Genomic DNA, 18755 nt, shown 5'->3' on the forward strand with positions numbered 1-18755 from the left:
CAACCATGCACCGCAAACGTTATCTCGCGGGCGCCATCGCGGCCACGCTGCTGTTCAGCACCGCCGCCAGCGCCGCCCAGTTCAGCAAGGTCGTCATCATCGGTGACAGTCTCAGCGATGGCGGCAACCTCTCGCTGGCGACCTCGCCGCAGATCCAGCCGCCGCTGCGATTCACCACCAATCCGGGGCTCACCACCGCGGAACTGGTTGCTGCCGGCCTCGGCCTGCCGGTCACGCCTTCGCTGATGGGCGGCACCGATTACGCCTTCGGCGGCGCCGGCCTGATCAACAACTCGGCCGCCGGCCCGATTCCGACCCTGCCGCAGCAGCTGCAGATGTACCTGGCGGCCACTGGCGGCAACGCCGACCCCAATGCGCTCTATCAGGTGTGGGGCGGCGCGAATGACATCTTCTATCTGACGGCGACCTCGACCGATCCGAACGTGTTGGCTGCCGGCACCCAAGCCGCGGCACAGACCGAGCTGGGCCTGCTCGGCTCGCTGCAGGCGGCCGGGGCCAGGTATGCGGTGGTCTACAACCTGCCCGATATCGGCAAGACGCCCTCCGGCATGGCCGGTGGTGCAGCCGCTTCCGCCGGTGCCACCCAGCTGTCGGCGCTCTACAACGGGCAGTTGAATTCCGGCCTCAATCAGCTCAGCGCCAAGGGCCTGAACATCATCCCGGTCAATACCTTCGGGCTGGTCAACGAGGTGATTGCAAACCCTGCCGCCTATGGTTTCAGCAATGTCACCACGCCGGCCTGCGGTGCCGGAGCCACCTCGCTGTTGTGCGGCCCGGCCGGTTCCGGCCTGCCCTACAGCTACGCCGCCGGCACGGACCAGACCTACCTGTTCGCCGACGGCGTGCATCCCACCGCGGCCGCGCATCGACTGCTTTCGCAGGCCGTGCTGGCCGAGATCGCCGCACCGGGGCAAACCTCCCTGCTCACCCAGGCACCGCTGACCGCGATCACCACGCAGACGCAGACGCTGCGGCACGAGATGCTCAACGACGTGGCGGGCAGCGGCACCCGGCTGTTCGCCCATGTCAACTTCAGCCAGCAGCGTTTCGACGCCTCGGACAGCTCGCCGCGCACCAACAGCAACAATTTCAACCTCACCGTGGGCAGCACGCTGCATTACAGCGACAACCTCTCGATCGGCGCTTCGCTGGGCGTGGGTCACGCAAACGCGGGCAGGGTCGGCGGCACCGGCGGCTACCAGATGCAGGACATCTCTGCGCTGGCCTATGTCAACTATCACGCCGGAAACGCCTACGTGGGCGCCTACGGTGAAGCAGGCCACGCCCACTTCACCGACGTCGAGCGCATCCTCCAGCTCGGCCCGATGACCCGCACCGAAAGCGGCAACACCGGCGGCGCCCATGGAGGTCTGGGATTCACCGGAGGCTGGTGGTTCGGGCAGCAAAACCTGCAATACGGTCCGTTTGCCAATGTCGAGTGGCACAGCTTCGGCGTCAGCGGCTATCAGGAAGGCGGCAATGACAGCACCGCGATGTGGTTCGCCACGCAGCACCGCAAGGCGCTGATCAGCACCCTTGGCTGGCGCATGCAGGGCGAATTCCAGATCTCCAACGCCGTCCTGAAGCCTTATGTCGAGTTGTCGTGGAACCATGACAGCAAGGCCGACCCGGGCGAAGTCACCGCGGGGCTGACCAGTATGGGCGGTTCGTTCACCCTTGCCGGTTATACGCCGGACAAGACCTGGGGCGCAGCCAACCTGGGCGTGACCACCCAGCTGACGCCGAGCGTGTCGAGCTGGGTTGGCTATACCGGTCGCTTCAGCGACAGCAGCCAGCGTTTCAACAACATCAACATGGGCTTCAAGATCCTGCTCTGATCAGCCACCAGTCACCCCGGAGCCATCCGGGGTGGCGCGCTGGCACACAACAAAAAAGGCCGCCGGGATCACCGGCGGCCTTTTTTGTTGTGGCGATGACGCCAGCGCTTACTTGTTCTTGCCCTTGGTGGCGATATCGAGGATTTCCTTGGCTTCCTGCTTCAGCTTGTCCGCCTCGCCAGCGTCCAGCGGCGTGATGTCGTCGCCCACCTGATGCTGCTTCAACACCAGCGCGCCGTCGTCGCCCCAGCCGGCACGATCGATGGAGGTCGGCTTGCCGTTGCGGCTCGGCATGTGCTGCTGCACGATCGCCCAGGGCTTGCCGTCCCGGTAGGCGTAGTCGGTGCTGGTGAAGCCATCCTTGGTGTACTCGACCAGCTCGCGGATGAAACGGACCTGCCCGTCCTGACGGAACAGCTGCCAGCCGCGCGATGCGTCCTTCTCCAGCTTGGTACCGTGGCTGACCCGCATCGCACCCAGCTGCTCCTGCTCATCCTTGAAGTCGGCCAGCAGCTTTTCAGAAGGCGTCTGCTCGGCCACCAACTGGATCGACACACTGTCGTTCTTGCTGCCCTTGGCCAGTACCGGCGCCTGGATCGGCATCACGTAATGGCGGTCGCCGTCGGTGAGGATTGCCTGCACCACGTAGAGGTCGTTCGGCTTCACGTCAGCCGGGTTGAAGGTCAGCTTGAACGACTGCGGAAACGTGCCGGCGGGAGACGTCTGGGTGGCCAACGGCGCGGAGCCGGCGGCGCTGGACGAGACATCGGCCAGGTTCAGTACCAGGGTCGCCTTGTCCGACGGCTGCGGCGAGCCTGGACGCAGCGAGATGGTTCCACTGACCTCGCTGGGGATCTGGGCGACGGCCGCCGCACTGCCCGGGGACGCCGGATTGCCGTTGCCGGCCTGGTCCGATGAAGGGGAACCGTTGCAGCCAGCCAGAGCCAGCGCCGCGAGTGATACCAGCGACAATACCGTCTTGCGCATGCGAAAACCTCATCAACGTGAAGACTGCACGTAGTCGCTCAGGCGTTGCTGCGCCACGACATCTACGCGGGGGAGCCTGCAAGCATATCGCAAAAATGGCGACACGGAAAAGTCAACGGGTTCCGTGATTTGCCATGCGCTGGCGTACGCAGCTCAGTGCCGATGCAGTGCCCGGTGCGCGATGTCCCGCCGATGAAACGCGCCGTCATAGCGGAGCCCGGCGATGGCTGCGTATGCAGCTTCGCGCGCTGCGGCGAGCTCGTCGCCCAGCGCACAGACGGTCAACACGCGGCCACCGGAGGTCACCACACGCCCGCTCGCATCCAGCGTCGTCCCGGCGTGGAACACCTTCACGTCGTCGGTGTCGACGGCATCCAGTCCGTCGATCACGTCCCCGCGGCGCACGCGCGCCGGATAGCCCGCCGCCGCCATCACCACGCCGATCGCGGCGCGCGCGTCCCAGCGTGCGCGGGTGCTGGCCAGCCGACCGTCCAGCGCCGCGTCGATCAACTCGACCAGGTCCGACTTCAGGCGCAGCAGAATCGGCTGGGTCTCGGGATCACCGAAGCGCACGTTGAACTCGATCACCTTCGGCGCGCCTTGCTTGTCGATCATCAGGCCCGCATACAGAAAGCCGATGAACGGCGCACCTTCGGCTGCCATGCCGCGCAAGGTGGGCTCGATCACTTCCTTCAGGATGCGCTGCTCAACCTCGGGCGTGACCACCGGCGCCGGGGAGTACGCGCCCATGCCGCCGGTGTTGGGCCCCAGGTCACCTTCGTCCCGACGCTTGTGGTCCTGGCTCGAGGCCATCGGCAGCGCATGGCTGCCGTCGCTCATCACGATGTAGCTGGCCTCCTCGCCATCGAGGAACTCCTCGATCACCACGCGCGCCGAGGCATCGCCGAAACTGTGCGCGCCCAGCATGTCGTGCAAGGCAAGTTCGGCGTCGGCCAGCGTCAGTGCCACCACGACGCCCTTGCCCGCGGCGAGACCATCGGCCTTGATCACGATCGGCGCGCCCTGCTTGCGCACGTAGGCCAGCGCGGGATTCAGTTCGGTGAAGACCGCGTAGTGCGCGGTGGGAATGTTGTGGCGTTGCAGGAAATCCTTGGCGAAGGCCTTGGAGCCTTCCAGCTGCGCGGCAATGGCGCGCGGCCCGAAGATGCGCTGGCCGGACGCACGAAACTTGTCCACCACACCGGCAACCAGAGGCACCTCGGGGCCGACCACGGTCAGTCCTACCCGCTCGCTCTTGGCCAGATTCAACAAACCCTCGATGTCATTGGCCGCAATATCGGCATTGCGCACGCCAGGCTCGCGGGCGGTACCGGCGTTGCCGGGTGCCACGATCACCTCGTCGACCTGCGCCGATTGCTTGAGCTTCCAGGCCAGCGCATGTTCGCGCCCGCCGCCGCCGATCACCAGAACCTTCATGCCTGCACTCCCGCGCGCCACACGACGCAGCTGCGCATTGTAGCGGTTGCGCCGGAGATTCCGGGATTACGCCGGATGCACTCAATCGTGCTCGTGCAGCAAATCCAGCAAGGCAGCGCGTGGCAGCTTGCCGGTCTCGTTGCGCGGCAACGCGGTCACCCGTTTCAGCGGGCGCGGCAGGAACAAGGGGTCGATGGATTGCCGCAGCACCTCGACAATGGCGTGCTCCTCCAGCCCCGGCGCCACCACGAGGGCGGCGATGCGATACACGCCCAACGGATCGGCGTCATCGAGTTGGAACACCACGCCGTCGCGCACGCCTGGAATGGCCAGCAGCCGCCGGTTCAAGTCGCCCAGTGACGCACGCTTTCCGGCGATTTCGAGCAGATCGGCGTGCCTGCCGCGCAGCTCGAAATGACGACCATCGGCGGACAGGCGCACGATGTCGGCCAGGATGACGGGCTGGTCCAACTGCGGTGCCGTGACCGCGGTGCCGTCAGGCTGGGGATGCAGGGCGACGTCGTCGTACAGCGTCCAGTCCACACTGCAGGTGGGGCGGCGGCTGGCGAACACGCAAGTTTCGGTGGAACCGAATACCTCGAGCAAGGGCGCGTTGAATCGCTGCTCGGCGGCTTGCGCCAGTTCAAGCGGCAGCGGCGCGGTGGCCGAGAGCATGGCCGCCAGCGGGGGCAGCGACACGCCCGATTCCACCAGCGCACGCAGATGCACCGGCGTGGTCACGAGCAGGCGCGGCGCCGGTATTTCCGCCAGTGCGGAGGCGACGTCGGCTGGAAAAAACGGTCGCCCCGCGTGCACGCCGACATTGCCGAGCAAGGGCAGCAGCACCGACATCTCGATGCCGTACATGTGCTGCGGCGGGACCGTGGCGACCACCTCGAAGCGCTCGCCCACGGTTGCATTGAGCCGCGACAGGTTGCCGCCATTGCTGGCACGGAATTTCGCCCAGGTTTTCGGATTGGCGCCGGGTTTGCCGGTGGAGCCTGAGGTGTAGCCGATGGCCACCACCTGGTTGGCCGGGATCATCGGCCAGTTCAGGTCGGTCGTCGGCGCGTCCACGGACTCCAATGGCGGCAGCCGTCGATAACCACGCGGCGCCGGATCCAGCGCCTGCTCGCCCAGCGCGTAGCAACCTGGCGACGACGCCATCACCTCGTCCACCGCCCGCGGCGCACGCGACGAAGGCAGCAGGTTGGTCTGGCCGCGCAGCACGATGGCGCAGAAGGCGACCAGGAACGCATAACGGTCCTCGCACAGGTTCACCGCCGCCTGCGCGTCGGGCAAGCTGGCCGCTACCACTTGCACCTGAGCCAGGAATTGGGCTGCCGTGACCGGCTCGGCATGACGCCAGGCCACGACGCGCGCCGGATCGGCAATGCCTAGCAAGGGCAGCAGCACCTCGCGCTGGCGGATGTCCCGGACACTCGACAAGCTTCAATCTCCCTGGTTTCGACGGATCATGTGCTATGCGGCATGGACGCGCGATGAAATGCTGCGCGGGCAACGTTCAAATCTGGTCTCGTCCCAACCGGCCCGATCAGCAACTTCACCGCCCCGACACGGCGTTCAGGCGCGAATGATAGCGCCCGACAGCGCATCACGAATGACGGTCGGGTTCTGCTGACCACCGAGAGGCGCATCCAGCAGGCCATCCAGCGCGTCGCCGAAGTACTCGGCGACCGTCTGCGCCGCCCGCGCCGGCGGGTGTCCGTGCGGATTGGCGCTGGTCGAGACCAGCGCGCCGCCATAGGCGCGGCACAGCGCGGCAGCCGGCTCGTGCGCGCTGACACGCAGGGCGATGCCGGCATGGCTGCCGGCAACCCAGGCCGGTACGTCGGCCGAGCGCGGGAAGATCCAGGTATGCGGTCCGGGCCAGCTCGCATGCACCTGTTGCAGCACCTCCTCGGGCACCGCGGCGAGGTCGATGTAGCGCTCGATCTGGCCAAAATCGGCGGCGATCAACAGCACGCCCTGGGTCGACGGGCGCTGCTTCAGCGCAAACAGGCGCTCGAACGCGACGCGATCATGCGGATCGCAACCAAGCCCGAACACGGCTTCGGTGGGGTAAGCCAGCACGCCACCGCCACGCAGCAGCGCGGCGGCGGCATCGAGTTCGTTGAGTGAGTAACGCTTGAGCACTCAGACCTCGGCGTCGCCGGTGCTGGCCTTCTTCGTGGCGGCTTTCTTCGTGGCTGTCTTTTTTGCGGTGGTCTTCTTGGTCGTGGTCTTCTTGGTCGCCGTCTTTCTGGTGGCGGCCTTCTTGGCGGCGGTCTTCTTTGCCGGGGCAGCCTTCTTTGCGGCCGCTTTCTTGGTAGCGGTCTTCTTGCCGAAGCGACCCTTGCGCACCGGCGCGGCGGCCAGCAGTTCCTGGCATTGCGCTTCGGTCAGCTCCTTCGGGTCCTGCTCCTTCGGAATGCGCGCATTCTTTTCGCCATCGGTGATGTAGGCACCGTAGCGGCCGTTGAGCACCTGCACGCCGTTGCCGAAATCCCGGATCACCCGGTTGGCCAGCATCTCCAGCTTGTCGGCGACCAGCTGGAGTGCCCGCGGCAATTCGATCGTGTACGGATCATCCTCGGGCTTGAGCGAGGCATACATGCTGCCCTGCTTCACGAACGGGCCGAAGCGGCCGATGCCGACGCTGACTTCGTCGCCGTTCTCGGCCTGGCCCAGCTTGCGCGGCAACTTGAACAGCTCCAGCGCCTCGGGCAGCGAGATGGTGTGCATGCTCTGACCCGGACGCAGCGAGGCGAATTGCAGTTTCTCGTCACTGTCCTTGTCGCCGATCGCGGCGTAGGGCCCGAACCGACCCAATCGCACGAACACCGGTTTGCCGGTTTTCGGATCCGTGCCCAGCTCGCGTGCCCCGGTCGCCTCGCTGCGGTCGACTGATTGGGCTTTCTCGTCCACCTGCTGCTTGAACGGCACCCAGAAGCGTTCCATCAGCGGTACCCACGCCTCCTCGCCACGGCTGACGGCGTCGAGCTCATCCTCGAGCTTGGCGGTGAAGTCGTAGTCGACGTACTGGGTGAAGTGCTGGGTGAGGAAGTTGCTGACCGCCCGACCGACGTCGCTGGGCTTGAAGCGGCGACTGTCGAGGAACACGTACTCGCGGTTCTGCAACACCTGGATGATGCTGGCGTAGGTCGACGGCCGGCCGATGCCGTGTTCTTCCAGCGCCTTGACCAGGCTGGCCTCGGAATAGCGCGGCGGCGGCTCGGTGAAATGCTGGTCGGTCGCGATCTGCTCCAGCGGCACCGCCTCGCCTTTCTCCATACGCGGCAGGCGCCGACCTTCGTCATCGTCGTCGGCCTTTTTCTGGTCGCTGCCTTCCTCGTAGACCGCAAGAAAGCCGGGATCGACCACGGTGGTGCCGGTGGCGCGGAAGGAGGCATCGCCGCCCGGGACGTCAGGCAGGGCAAACTCCACCGATACGGTGTTCAAGGTGGCGTGGATCATCTGGCAGGCCACGGTGCGCTTCCAGATCAGCTCGTACAGCTTGCGCTGGTCGTCGTTGAGGAAAGCCGCCACCGACTTGGGCGTGTGCATCGCCGAGGTCGGGCGGATCGCCTCATGCGCTTCCTGCGCGTTCTTCGACTTGGTCTTGTACACCTGCGGCGCGTCGGGCAGCGCGTGGCCGCCGAAGTCGCGGGCGATCAGTTCGCGCAGCTCGGCCAGCGCATCGTTGCCAAGCATGGTCGAGTCGGTACGCATGTAGGTGATCAGGCCCACGTTGCCTTCGCTACCCAGGGCGACACCCTCATACAGGCCTTGCGCCACCTTCATGGTGCGACTGGTGGTGAAGCCGAGCTTGCGCGCGGCCTCCTGCTGCAAGGTGGAGGTGGTGAACGGCGCAGCCGGGCGGCGCTTGCGTTCCTTGGAGGTGACGTCGCTGACGCTGAGGCGACCTTGTGCGGCCGCGGTCAATGCGTCGCGCGCCGCATGCGCTTCGGCCTCGTTGGTCAGGTCGAACTGTTCGAACTTCTTGCCGTTGAGTCGCGACAGCCGGGCGCTGAAATCACCGTCGGCATGCTTGAGGCGGGCCTCGACGGCCCAGTATTCGCGCGCCTTGAAGGCCTCGATCTCCTCCTCGCGCTCGACGATCATGCGCAAGGCGGGCGACTGCACGCGACCGGCGGACAAACCGCGCTGCACCTTGCGCCACAGCACCGGCGACAGGTTGAAGCCCACCAGATAGTCCAGCGCACGGCGCGCCTGCTGCGCATCGACCAGGTCATGCGAAAGCTGTCGTGGCGCGGCCACCGCGGCCTTGATCGCCTTGGGCGTGATCTCGGAGAACACCACCCGGTGCATGTGCTTGCCCTTGGTCAGCCCGCGCTCGTTGAGGATCTCGCTGATGTGCCAGCTGATCGCCTCGCCTTCGCGATCCAAGTCGGTCGCCAGATAGATGTCGTCGGCGAGCTTGGCGGCCTTGGCAATCGCATCGACGTGTTTCTGATTGCGCTCGATCACCTCATAGGTCATCGCGAAATCGTTCTCGGTATCGACCGCCCCCTCCTTCGGCCGCAGATCACGCACGTGACCGTAGGAAGCCAGGACCTGGAAATCCTTGCCGAGGTATTTGTTGATCGTCTTGGCCTTGGCCGGTGATTCGACGATGAGCAGGTTTTTTGCCATGAAGTGCGGATATCCGAAAGTGAACCACCGGCGCTTCCGTGCCGGGCATATATATAGTTGAAACCACGCCGCGCCAGCCGCTGTCAAGCGCTGCACGGTCGACGGCAGGTGGTGCAGGACCCCGTGCGCCGACTCAGCCCACGGTGCGCGCAGCCGGCAACAATTGATAGCCGTTGCCCGGCAAACGCTCGATCCGCGCATCAAGTTCGAGCATCAACAGCATCGAGGACAACGAGGCGGCCGACAGGCCGGTGCGTTGCACAAGATCGTCCATCGTCGCCGGTTCATGGCCAAGTTCGTCCAAAAGCCGTCGATATTCCGGATCTGCCAGGTGGGTCGCATCAACCGGCGATTTGTCTTGACGATCCAGCCTTGCCTCCAGCTCGCCACCGAGCGAACGCGCCAGCGGCGCCAGCGCCTCGATGATTTCCGCCGCATGCTCCACCAGTCGCGCGCCATCGCGGATCAGGCGGTGGCATCCGCGGGCCAACGGATTATGGATGGAACCGGGCAAGGCGAACACCTCGCGGCCTTGTTCGGCGGCCAGACGCGCGGTGATCAGCGAACCGGAGCGCAGGCCGGCCTCGATCACCAGGGTGCCCAGGGCCAACCCCGAAATGATCCGGTTGCGACGAGGAAAGTGGTCGGCTCGTGCAGCCGTGCCGGGTGGGAACTCGCTGACCAGGGTGCCGTGCGCGGCGATGCGCCGCGCCAGTTCGTGGTGTTTGCGCGGATACACCCGATCCGGCCCGGTACCCACCACGGCCAGCGTTTTTGCACCCACCTCCAACGTCGCCGCGTGAGCCGCACCATCGATGCCATCGGCCATGCCGCTGGTGATCGCGAAGCCGGCAGCGGCCAGCTCACGCGCAAACGCCTGTGCATGGGCCTTGCCGCCCACGCTGGCCGCACGCGCGCCCACGATCGCCACCTGCGGGTACAGCAGCAAACTGGCGTCGCCAACCACGAACAGTGCCGCCGGTGGTTGCGGAATATTTTCCAGCTGCGGTGGAAAATCCGCCTCGGTACAACGCAGCAGACGATGACCGGGCTCCGCCAGCCAGGCCAGGTCGGCGGCCAGCCGGGCCTCATCCGGATCACCCAGCCAGTCCCGGGCAGACGCATCCAGCGGCGCGGGATGCGTCCGCAACCGAGCGAGCGCGGCATGAATGTCGCCGCCAACTGCATCCAGCCGCTCGCGCAGGCCGCCCGGCCCGAGGCCCGGCGTGCGCAAGGCAATCATCCACGCGCGCAACTCATCCTTGTCGTCCATGTGCATGGCCTGCAGTTTACGCAGTGGGTAGCAAAGGAAACGGCGCGGTGCAAGCCGCGCCGTCCTGTAGGCAGATGCCGTTGTCGTCGCCGGTGGCGCTTACTCCGGCAGGATCAGCCGGCCGCCGACCTGCACCGGACGCAGGCTGTCCATCACCAGGCCGTAGCTGACCCGATCGAAGGTACGGAACACCATCACGTGACCCACGTACTCGTCCGGCAGCTTCACCGTCTCGCCAAAGCTGCGGTTGGCGCTGTTGCTGGCCACGTCGTCGTGGATGGTTTCGCCGGGCGCTGAGATCGAGAACGTGGTGCCGTTGTCGACCCCATCGCTCGAACCAACCGACAGCAGAATCACCTGGCGCGACCCGGCCGCGTCGAGCGCATCGGCAAGGCCGATCACCTTGGCATCGGCCGGCACCGACTTCGGCGCATGCGGATAGTAGAAGGCGTCGTAGGGCTTGTCGTCGACCGGCATGATGCGGTCGCCACTGCGGATCTCCCGGGTGGAGTCGAGCAGCAGCAGGGTGGACGGGTCGCCCGTTCGCAGGGTTTCGGCGGTACCGATCACGGTGACCTCGACGCCCATGTCATCGCCCTTGCCGTAGTGGCCGTCGCGGCGCGAATTCTCGCGCCACGGTGCGTTGACCATCGCCGCGTTGCTGTCCAGGCCATGCGCGACCAGATCGGCGTCGGCCTCGCCCTGGTCGAAGCCGCGGAACACGTGGGTCGGGCGCACGATCGCCCAACGCTGGCCCGGCGAACCGTGCAGACCGCGCACGTAGATGTTCTGGCCGACCGCACCACGCAGGCGATTCTCTTCCAGGCCGACCACATAGGGTGCGGAGCTGACGGCATTGGAATCCATCACCCGCATGTCCTTGAGGAACATTTTCAGCTGGCTCAGCGGGATCGCCGGCACCGCATCGCCTTCGCGATGCACGCTCGGTTCCAGCCGCAGCGTCGGCCCGTTGATGAAGGACAGGTTGAGCACGTCGCCCGGGTAGATCAGGTGGGGATTGCGTACCTGCGGGTTGGCCTGCCAGATCTCCGGCCACAGCCACGGCTTGGCCAGGAACTTGGCGGAGATATCCCACAGCGTATCGCCACGGCGGACCGTGTAGCTGTCGGGATGGCTTGCCCTGAGCTGTGCGCCCGCGGCGTATACCGTCAGGGTGACCAGCATGCCGGCCAGCAACACGATTATCTTTCTGATCATTGGCGGGAATCCCCCTTCCCCAGGTGCTCGGTCGAGTGTAACCGAATGGTTAACGCGCGCAACAGGCGCAAGTTGGCAAAAATCGTCTGCACTCGCGTGCTTGCCGACGTACAATGATGCACATTCTAGATCGCGCCGGGGTGGTTTTTTACCAAATCGCCCGCAGTTTCGGCGCCGAGGTGATTTATGTCCGTGCTTTCCATCCTTGAATTCCCCGATCCGCGCCTGCGCACCCGTGCCGAGCCGGTCGCCCTGTTCGACGCGAAGTTGAAGCAATTCGTGGCCGACCTCTTCGAAACCATGTATGCCGCCAACGGTGTGGGCCTGGCCGCCACCCAGGTCAACGTGCACCAGCGGGTGCTGGTGGCCGACATGAGCGAGGGCCGCAACGAGCCCCTGGCACTGATCAATGCGCAGATCCTCGAAAAGACCGGCTCGCAGGTCTATCAGGAGGGCTGCCTGTCGTTTCCGGGCGTGTATGCCGATGTCACGCGCGCGCTCAGCGTCAAGGTGAAGGCGCAGGATGTCGACGGCAAGGAAATCGTGGTCGAGGCCGAAGGCCCGCTGGCGGTATGCATCCAGCACGAGATGGATCACCTGGAAGGCAAGGTGTTCGTCGACTACTTGTCGTCGCTCAAGCGCACCATGCTGTTGAAGCGGCTGGACAAGCAGCGCAAGCAGGCAGCCAGCGCTTGAGCCGGCAGCCGTTGCGACTGGTGTTTGCCGGCACGCCGGAGTTTTCCGTCCCCTGTTTCGAAGCCTGCCGTGCCAGCGGCGCCGAGGTGGTGGCCGTCTACACCCAGCCCGACCGCCCGGCCGGCCGCGGCCGCAAGCTCACGCCCAGCCCGGTCAAGCAGGCCGCGCTGGCCGCCGGGATCGCGGTCGAACAACCCCCATCACTGAAGTCCGCCGAGGTGCAGCAAACCCTGGCCGCCTACCGGCCTGACCTGCTGGTGGTGGTGGCCTACGGCCTGATCCTGCCGCGCAAGGTGCTGGCAATCCCGCGACTGGGTTGCTGGAACGTGCATGCCAGCCTGCTGCCGCGCTGGCGCGGCGCGGCGCCGATCCAGCGCGCGATCCACGCCGGCGACGAGGAAAGCGGGGTCGACCTGATGCAGATGGAGGTCGGCCTGGATACCGGGCCGGTGATGCTGCAGCGGCGTACCCCGATTCGCCACGACGATACCGGTGGTTCGCTGCACGACCGGCTCGCCGCGCTGGGCGCCGAGGTGCTGGCCGAAGGTCTGCGCCGCACGCTTGCAGGCGAGGCCCTGCCCGCGGTGCCGCAGCCGGAAGTTGGCGTGACCTACGCACACAAGCTGGACAAGGCCGAAGCCCGGCTGGATTTCAGTCGCAGCGCGACCGAGCTGGACCGGCAAGTGCGTGCGTTCGATCCATGGCCGGTGGCCGAGGCGGTGATTGCCGGTGAGCCGCTGCGGATCCGTGCCGCCCATGCGATCATCCGTGACCACCACGCCGAGCCCGGCCAGGTGCTCGGTGCCGGCCGCGATGGTATCGAGATCGCCTGTGGCGAGGGCGTGCTGCGGATCACGGCCGTGCAACGCGCCGGTGGCAAACAGATCAGTGCCGCCGACTATGTGAACGCGCAGCCTCATCTGCTCAAGCACCACAAGCGAAGCGGCAGCGCCTGAGATGACCGGAAGCGATTTCTGGCGATCCTGCACGGCACCTTCGCCTCCTCTCCCCGGCGGGGACAGGGTTGAGGTGAGGGACGGGCACCGGCGATGATCCCGAAAAAAACGGACACCCGCGCGCTGGCCGCCAGAGGCCTGGCCGACATCGCCTTGCGCGGCGCCTCGCTGCGCGAGGTGATGGAACGCGCCGCACCCAGGCTGGCCGATCCGCGTGACCGCGCCCTGCTGATGGCCCTGCTCAGCGAAGGCGCGCGCTGGTGGTTGCGCTTCGATGCGGCCATCAACGAACTGCTGCAAAAGCCGCTGCGCCACAAGGACCCGGCCGTGCACGCGCTGCTGGTGCTGGGCCTGGTGCAGCTGGAGATTCTGCAACTGCAGGACTACGCCGCGGTGGCCGCCACCGTCGAGGCAGTGCGCGCGCTCAAGCGCCCGCAGCTGGCCGGCCTGGTCAACGCGGTGTTGCGCCGGTGGCAGCGCGAGCGCGAAGGCCTGCTGGCCAGGCTCGACCGCCAGCCGCAATCGCGCCACGCCCACCCGGCCTGGCTGGCCGCCGCATTGCAGCGGGACTGGCCCGAACGCGCCGACGCCGTGATGGGCGCCAACAATGGCGAGCCGCCGCTGATGCTGCGGGTCAATCGCCAACGCAGCGAACGCGCCCGCCTGATCGAACAACTGCAGGCCGCCGGCTACGCCGCGACAGCCCATCCGTGGCTGACCGACGCGCTGGTGTTGCCGCACAGCACCGACGTCACCCGCATGCCCGGCTTCGATGACGGTCACTTCGCGGTGCAGGACGGCGCCGCCCAGGTCGCCGCGGACCTGGCTGACGTCCACGACGGCCTGCGCGTACTGGATGCCTGCGCCGCCCCCGGCGGCAAGGCCTGTCATCTGCTCGAGCGCGCGGAGATCGACCTGACCGCTCTCGAGTTCGACCCGGCGCGGGCCGAACGCATCCGCCAGAACCTGATGCGGCTGCGCCTGAATGCGAAGATCGTGGTCGGCGACGCCGGTGCGCCCAAGGCTTGGTGGAAAGGCCAGCCCTTCGACCGCATCCTGATCGATGCACCGTGCTCGGCTACCGGCGTGCTGCGCCGCCGCCCCGACGTACGCCTGCACCGGCGCGAGAGCGACATCGCCGCGATGCAGGCCCAACAGCGCCGCATCCTGAGTGCCCTGTGGCCGTTGCTCGCCCCGGGCGGACGGCTGGTCTACATCACCTGTTCGGTGCTGCGCGCAGAGAACGAGATGATCGTCGGCGAGCTGCTCGCGGCGCAGGCGGATGCGCAGGCGGTGGCGTTTACCCTGCCGGTGGGCCAGGCGGCGTCCGTCGGCTGGCAGATCCTGCCGGGTGACGGCGATCTCGACGGCATGTATTACGCGGTGCTGCGCAAGCAGGCTTGATCGGCCAGTTCGCGTCGGCGACGGAAGCAGCGGCTATGCTTCGCAGCATCGACACCACTTCGACGGAACCCCGGCGCCACGTGAAACCGCTCATACCCCTGTCCCGCACCCGCCCGCTGTGGCTGCGCGATGCCCGCTGGGAGCTTCTGCTGTTCGGCGTGTTTGCCCTGCTGCTGCTGGGGCTGGGTATCGGCCTGCGCGATCCGTGGCCGTCGGACGAGCCGCGTTTTGCCCTGGTCGCGCGCTGGATGGTCGAGCACGGGCAGTGGTTGTTCCCGCATCGCGGGCACGAGCTGTACCCCGACAAGCCGCCGGTGTTCATGTGGCTCGAAGCCTTGTCCTACCTGCTGACGCGCAGCTGGCGCGTGGCGTTCCTGCTGCCGTCGCTGCTGGCCGGGCTGGGCGCGCTGGCGCTGGTCTACGACCTGGCGCGGCGCCTGTGGAACCACCGCAGCGCGCTGCTGGCCGTCGCCACCTTGCTGGTCACCATCCACTTCACCTACCAGATGCGCAACGCGCAGATCGATCCGCTGCTGCTGGGCTGGATGACCCTGGCCAACTACGGCCTGCTGCGCCACCTGCTGCTGGGACCATCATGGCGCTGGTTCGCGCTGGGTTGCTTCTTTGCCGGCGTGGGCGTGGTAACCAAGGGCGTGGGCGTGCTTGCCCTGCTGATGCTGGTGCCCTACGCGGTCGCCCGACGCGGCCATTGGCGGCATCTGGCCTTGCCCCGCGGCGGCTGGCGCTGGGCGGGCGGCATCGCGCTGTTCTTCGTGCCGATCCTTGGCTGGCTGCTGCCGATGCTGCTGGTGGCGCATGCGGACGGCGACCCGCAGCACGCCGAATACGTGCAGAACATCCTGTTCGGCCAGACCGTGCACCGTTACGCCACGCCGACCGGACACATCCATTCGCCGTTCTATTTCCTCGGCATCATCGTGGTCGACTGGCTGCCGCTGTCGCTGTTGCTGCCATGGGCGCTGCCAGCGTGGTGGCGGCGACTGAAACGTCGCGATGCGCGTTTTCTGCTGCCGCTGGGCTGGATCGTGCTGATCGTGCTGTTCTTCTCGATAAGTCCGGGCAAACGCGATGTCTACATCCTGCCGGCGCTGCCGATGGCCGCGCTGGCCCTGGCGCCCCTGCTGCCCGGCCTGCTGCGCCGGCGCGGCGTGCGCCGGGCGATCCTCGCCCTGACCGTCACGCTGAGCGCGCTGTTTGCGCTGGGCGCCACGCTGGCGATGCTGCGCCACCCGCCGTGGGCGCTTAAGATCGAGCAGAGCCTCGATCCACGGATCTGGTGGCTGGGGCTCGCCATCGGCAGCGCCGGGTTGCTCATCGCGATCCTGACCCGGGTGCGCCGGGCGCCGCTGGGCTGGCTGCTGTTCGCGGGCGTGCTCTGGAGCCTGTACGGCCTTTGGGGTTATCCCATGCTCAACGGCGACCGCTCGGCGCACGACGTGATGGTCCAGGCGCGCGCCATCGCCGGCCCGCGGGCCACCATTGGGTTGCTGGCGTGGAAGGAACAGAACCTTCTGATGGCGCAAGGACCGGTCACCGAGTTCGGCTTCCTCAAACCGTGGCCGCGGCAATACGCGGACGCCGTCGCCTGGTTGCGCCGGGACCCGTCGCAGCGCTGGATATTCAGCCTGGACGAGGCGATGGGCACGTGCGTGGATCGTGATCGCGCCACCTACGTGGGTCACGCCAATCGGCGCGAATGGTGGATGTTCAGGCTCGACGCGGTATTACCGGGCTGTGTTCCCCGCGCCGATGCCGACGACAACGACGAATGACCAGCGTGCCACAACCACTTGTTGCCACGGATGCACGGAGGTCGGAGCCTCAGCATCCGGCGCGGCAGCAGCCGTATTCCGGGGAGTCACCGACCCGCCGGACCGGCCTCACGGAAGACCCGAGCGTGCAAGCAACTTCAAAACCGTGGCACACATGGGCGCTTTCGATCCTGATAGCTCTCATGCCACTGTCGTTCTCGATCGACCCGCGGATCAAGGTGCTGCCGCCCGCCTTGCTGTTTTTCGCTGGCCTGGCCCTGCTGGTCGGATCACCTGCGTGCCGCGCTTGTTTTCGCGCGGCATGGTCGCCGATCGCCGCCGCGCTGCTGATGTTCGGGTTCCTGATACTCAACGTCCTGATTCACCAGCTCGGCTGGCGGCCACTGGATCATCCCGCCCACATCCTGTTGCTTCTCGTCATCGCGGCCTGCTTCAGTTTCCCGTTGCGGATACGGTTGATCTGGGCGGGCTTCAGCCTGACCGCCATCACGCTCGGCGCAGTGGGCATCCTGCAGAGCCACCTGTTCGGGATCGAGCGCGCCTACGGTCTCAACGGCGGCGCCTCGGCTTCGATCGAGCTGGCCACCATCCTGCTCGGCTTGTCTGCCGTGGCTCTGGTGCAATTCCTCTCGCCGGCAGCCCGCCGCTGGGAACGGCTGCTCCACCTGGTCGCGATGGCCTTCGGCATGTACGGCGCCCTGCTCACCCAGAGCCGAGGTCCGTTGCTGGCATTCGCACCGGTTTTGGTGCTGCTGGTGGTGCTGCATGCGCGGCGTACCGGGCATTGGCGGTCAAGCCTGTTGCTGCTCGGCGCCGTGTGCGTGATGGCGGTGGTCGCCACCTTCAGCATGCGCGGCGAGATAACCTCGCGTTTCGAGGCCATCGCGCCGGAAGTCGCCACCTTCGATCATCGGCACGATGCCAGGGGCGCGGTACGCGAGCGGCTGGAGATGTGGCGCACCGCCGCGCGTGCGTTCGTCGCCCATCCGGTGATCGGCATCGGTGTCGGCGAGTTTGCCGACTACACCCGCCGGGAGATCGACGCCGGTCGCAGCAACCCGATCATTGGCCGCTACAACCAGCCGCACAACCAGTACATCGAGGCAGCCGCCACCGGCGGCGTGCCGGGCTTGCTGATACTGCTGGCGGTTTTCCTCGTGCCACTGCGCTACTTCTTCCGACACGCGCTCGATCCGAACAATGACGTCGCGCTGGCCGCCTCGGTCGGACTGGCGGTGACAGGCCTGTACATGCTGTGCGGATTGACGGATGCCGTGTTCTACCGCGTCATGACGCAGTCGTTCTATTTCTTCCTGGTACTCGGGATGGCGGTGCGCATCGGGCGGCTGAAGCGCCTGCAAATCGGTTGAGCCCGAGCGCAACCGCCTGCTCCCGTCGGAACGCGGACAAGGCCTCTGGCCAGCGCGCGCACGATCTCAGGCCAGGACGCGCTGGCGGACGGCAACCTCGCTGCAAGGCATCGGCTCCGTAACCGGCGCAGGCGACGGCCTCGGCACCATGCGAAGATCCACCGGCGCATCGGTGAAGTCTGTCAGGTATTGCTCGACACCCCGTTCGCAGCGGACCAGTCCGGTATGCCTGGCATGATCCAGGATGCGGTCATTGGGGTTGTCGGTGACCTGCTTGCGGCTGCGGTGGTACAGATGCACGGCCAGCCCGCCCAGACGCAGATCGCGCCGGAGCAATCCGGCATGGAAGGCACGCACCGCCAGTTCGGTATCTTCCCGACCCCAGCCCGTCATGGCCTCGTTGAACCCGTTCAGGCGCACCAGGTCCTCGCGCCAGAACGCCATGTTGCAGCTCTTGATGCCACCTTGCCGTTTGCCGGGTCGAGCAAACAGGCGCGCCAGCAGCGGCAGCCGCAGGGTATGCCGCCTGCGCTCGATGCCGCGATGGAAGAAATCCGGGAACGAGGGGAGGCGTCCAAGCATGCCTCGCATGGAGTTCGCGTCGGTCAGCACGCGCGAACCCTGCACGAAGCAGCCGCGTCGCGCGAAGGCGCGGTGGTCGGCAATGAAATGCCGTTCCACGACCATGTCACCGTCGAGCAGGATCACGTAGTCGCCCTGGGCAGCGGCGATCGCGCGATTGCGGGCGCGGCTCATCCGCGCGCCGTCGTCCGGTTGCCACAGATGCACCAGTCGCACCGGATAGTCCTGCGCCAGGCGCAGCAGCAACTCCCGCGTGTCCGATCGCGAGCCGTCGTCCGTGACGATGACCTCGTGCGGCAATTCGGTCTGGCTGGCGAGCGACCGCAGCACCAGTTCCAGTGCTTCGGGCCAGTTGAACGTGATCACGGCGACACTGATGCGCATGGGCTGCCCCCTCAGACGAGCGGTTCATCGGGTCTGTCGTTGACGCGACCTCCCGCCGCGGGCAAGCACCTCCGGTGCCCACTCCCATCCGTCTTGCCATCCATGCCATGCAACTTCACTCATCGGACGGAGCACCCTCC

General features: G+C 66.6%; 14 protein-coding genes. 6 read left to right on the forward strand and 8 right to left on the reverse strand.

The features are described 5' to 3' along the window. Nucleotides 1–5: 5 nt before the first annotated feature. Nucleotides 6–1859 carry an autotransporter domain-containing protein gene (locus AC0L58_RS15340; protein WP_473684913.1) on the forward strand — a complete coding sequence of 618 codons (1854 nt, stop codon included), beginning with the start codon at nucleotides 6–8 and terminating at the stop codon, nucleotides 1857–1859. A gap of 108 nt (nucleotides 1860–1967) precedes the next feature. On the opposite strand, the gene AC0L58_RS15345 is transcribed toward AC0L58_RS15340, so the two are convergent. From AC0L58_RS15345 to AC0L58_RS15375, 7 genes are all read right to left on the reverse strand, one after another. Then, nucleotides 1968–2846 carry a YbaY family lipoprotein gene (locus tag AC0L58_RS15345; RefSeq protein ID WP_473684915.1) on the reverse strand — a complete coding sequence of 293 codons (879 nt, stop codon included), beginning with the start codon at nucleotides 2844–2846 and terminating at the stop codon, nucleotides 1968–1970. 153 nt (nucleotides 2847–2999) lie between these two features. After that, the gene (gene purD, locus AC0L58_RS15350; protein ID WP_473684917.1) at nucleotides 3000–4283 is read right to left on the reverse strand and encodes a phosphoribosylamine--glycine ligase; all 1284 of its coding nucleotides are present in this window, start codon (nucleotides 4281–4283) and stop codon (nucleotides 3000–3002) included. 81 nt (nucleotides 4284–4364) lie between these two features. Then, complete coding sequence (locus AC0L58_RS15355) at nucleotides 4365–5732, reverse strand: AMP-binding protein (protein ID WP_473684919.1); 1368 nt, start codon at nucleotides 5730–5732, stop codon at nucleotides 4365–4367. 135 nt (nucleotides 5733–5867) lie between these two features. Next, complete coding sequence (gene tsaC, locus AC0L58_RS15360; protein ID WP_473684921.1) at nucleotides 5868–6440, reverse strand: L-threonylcarbamoyladenylate synthase type 1 TsaC; 573 nt, start codon at nucleotides 6438–6440, stop codon at nucleotides 5868–5870. Next, entirely contained in the window at nucleotides 6441–8939 is a 2499-nt protein-coding gene (locus tag AC0L58_RS15365; protein WP_473684923.1) for a DNA topoisomerase I, read from the reverse strand. It lies immediately after the preceding gene. A 133-nt stretch (nucleotides 8940–9072) separates the two neighbouring features. Further along, the gene (gene dprA, locus AC0L58_RS15370) at nucleotides 9073–10218 is read right to left on the reverse strand and encodes a DNA-processing protein DprA (RefSeq protein ID WP_473684925.1); all 1146 of its coding nucleotides are present in this window, start codon (nucleotides 10216–10218) and stop codon (nucleotides 9073–9075) included. Nucleotides 10219–10311: 93 nt separating this feature from the next. Then, nucleotides 10312–11430, reverse strand: a complete 1119-nt coding sequence (locus AC0L58_RS15375; RefSeq protein ID WP_473684927.1) for a LysM peptidoglycan-binding domain-containing protein — start codon at nucleotides 11428–11430, stop codon at nucleotides 10312–10314. A gap of 186 nt (nucleotides 11431–11616) precedes the next feature. On the opposite strand from AC0L58_RS15375, the gene def reads away from it, so the two are divergent. The 5 genes from def to AC0L58_RS15400 all read left to right on the forward strand — a co-directional run bounded on the left by def (nucleotide 11617) and on the right by AC0L58_RS15400 (nucleotide 17649). Beyond that, complete coding sequence (gene def, locus AC0L58_RS15380; protein WP_473684929.1) at nucleotides 11617–12126, forward strand: peptide deformylase; 510 nt, start codon at nucleotides 11617–11619, stop codon at nucleotides 12124–12126. Beyond that, nucleotides 12123–13082 (forward strand): methionyl-tRNA formyltransferase, encoded by a 960-nt coding sequence (gene fmt / locus AC0L58_RS15385; protein WP_473684931.1) that lies wholly within the window; start codon nucleotides 12123–12125, stop codon nucleotides 13080–13082. The genes def and fmt overlap by 4 nt, the downstream gene beginning before the upstream one ends. 93 nt (nucleotides 13083–13175) lie before the next feature. Further along, nucleotides 13176–14486: a 16S rRNA (cytosine(967)-C(5))-methyltransferase RsmB gene (gene rsmB, locus AC0L58_RS15390; RefSeq protein ID WP_473684933.1), complete on the forward strand. Its 1311-nt coding sequence runs from the start codon at nucleotides 13176–13178 to the stop codon at nucleotides 14484–14486. Nucleotides 14487–14566: 80 nt separating this feature from the next. Then, nucleotides 14567–16279: an ArnT family glycosyltransferase gene (locus AC0L58_RS15395; RefSeq protein ID WP_473684935.1), complete on the forward strand. Its 1713-nt coding sequence runs from the start codon at nucleotides 14567–14569 to the stop codon at nucleotides 16277–16279. A gap of 182 nt (nucleotides 16280–16461) precedes the next feature. Beyond that, a complete protein-coding gene (locus AC0L58_RS15400) occupies nucleotides 16462–17649 on the forward strand; it encodes an O-antigen ligase family protein (protein WP_473684937.1) in 1188 nt (395 codons plus the stop codon). A gap of 66 nt (nucleotides 17650–17715) precedes the next feature. Here AC0L58_RS15400 and AC0L58_RS15405 read toward each other — a convergent pair whose 3' ends face one another. Beyond that, on the reverse strand, nucleotides 17716–18615 hold the full coding sequence (locus AC0L58_RS15405; protein ID WP_473684939.1) for a glycosyltransferase family 2 protein: 900 nt from the start codon (nucleotides 18613–18615) through the stop codon (nucleotides 17716–17718). Between the last annotated feature and the right edge of the window lie 140 nt (nucleotides 18616–18755).

This window comes from Rhodanobacter sp. G2-10, assembly GCF_055809185.1.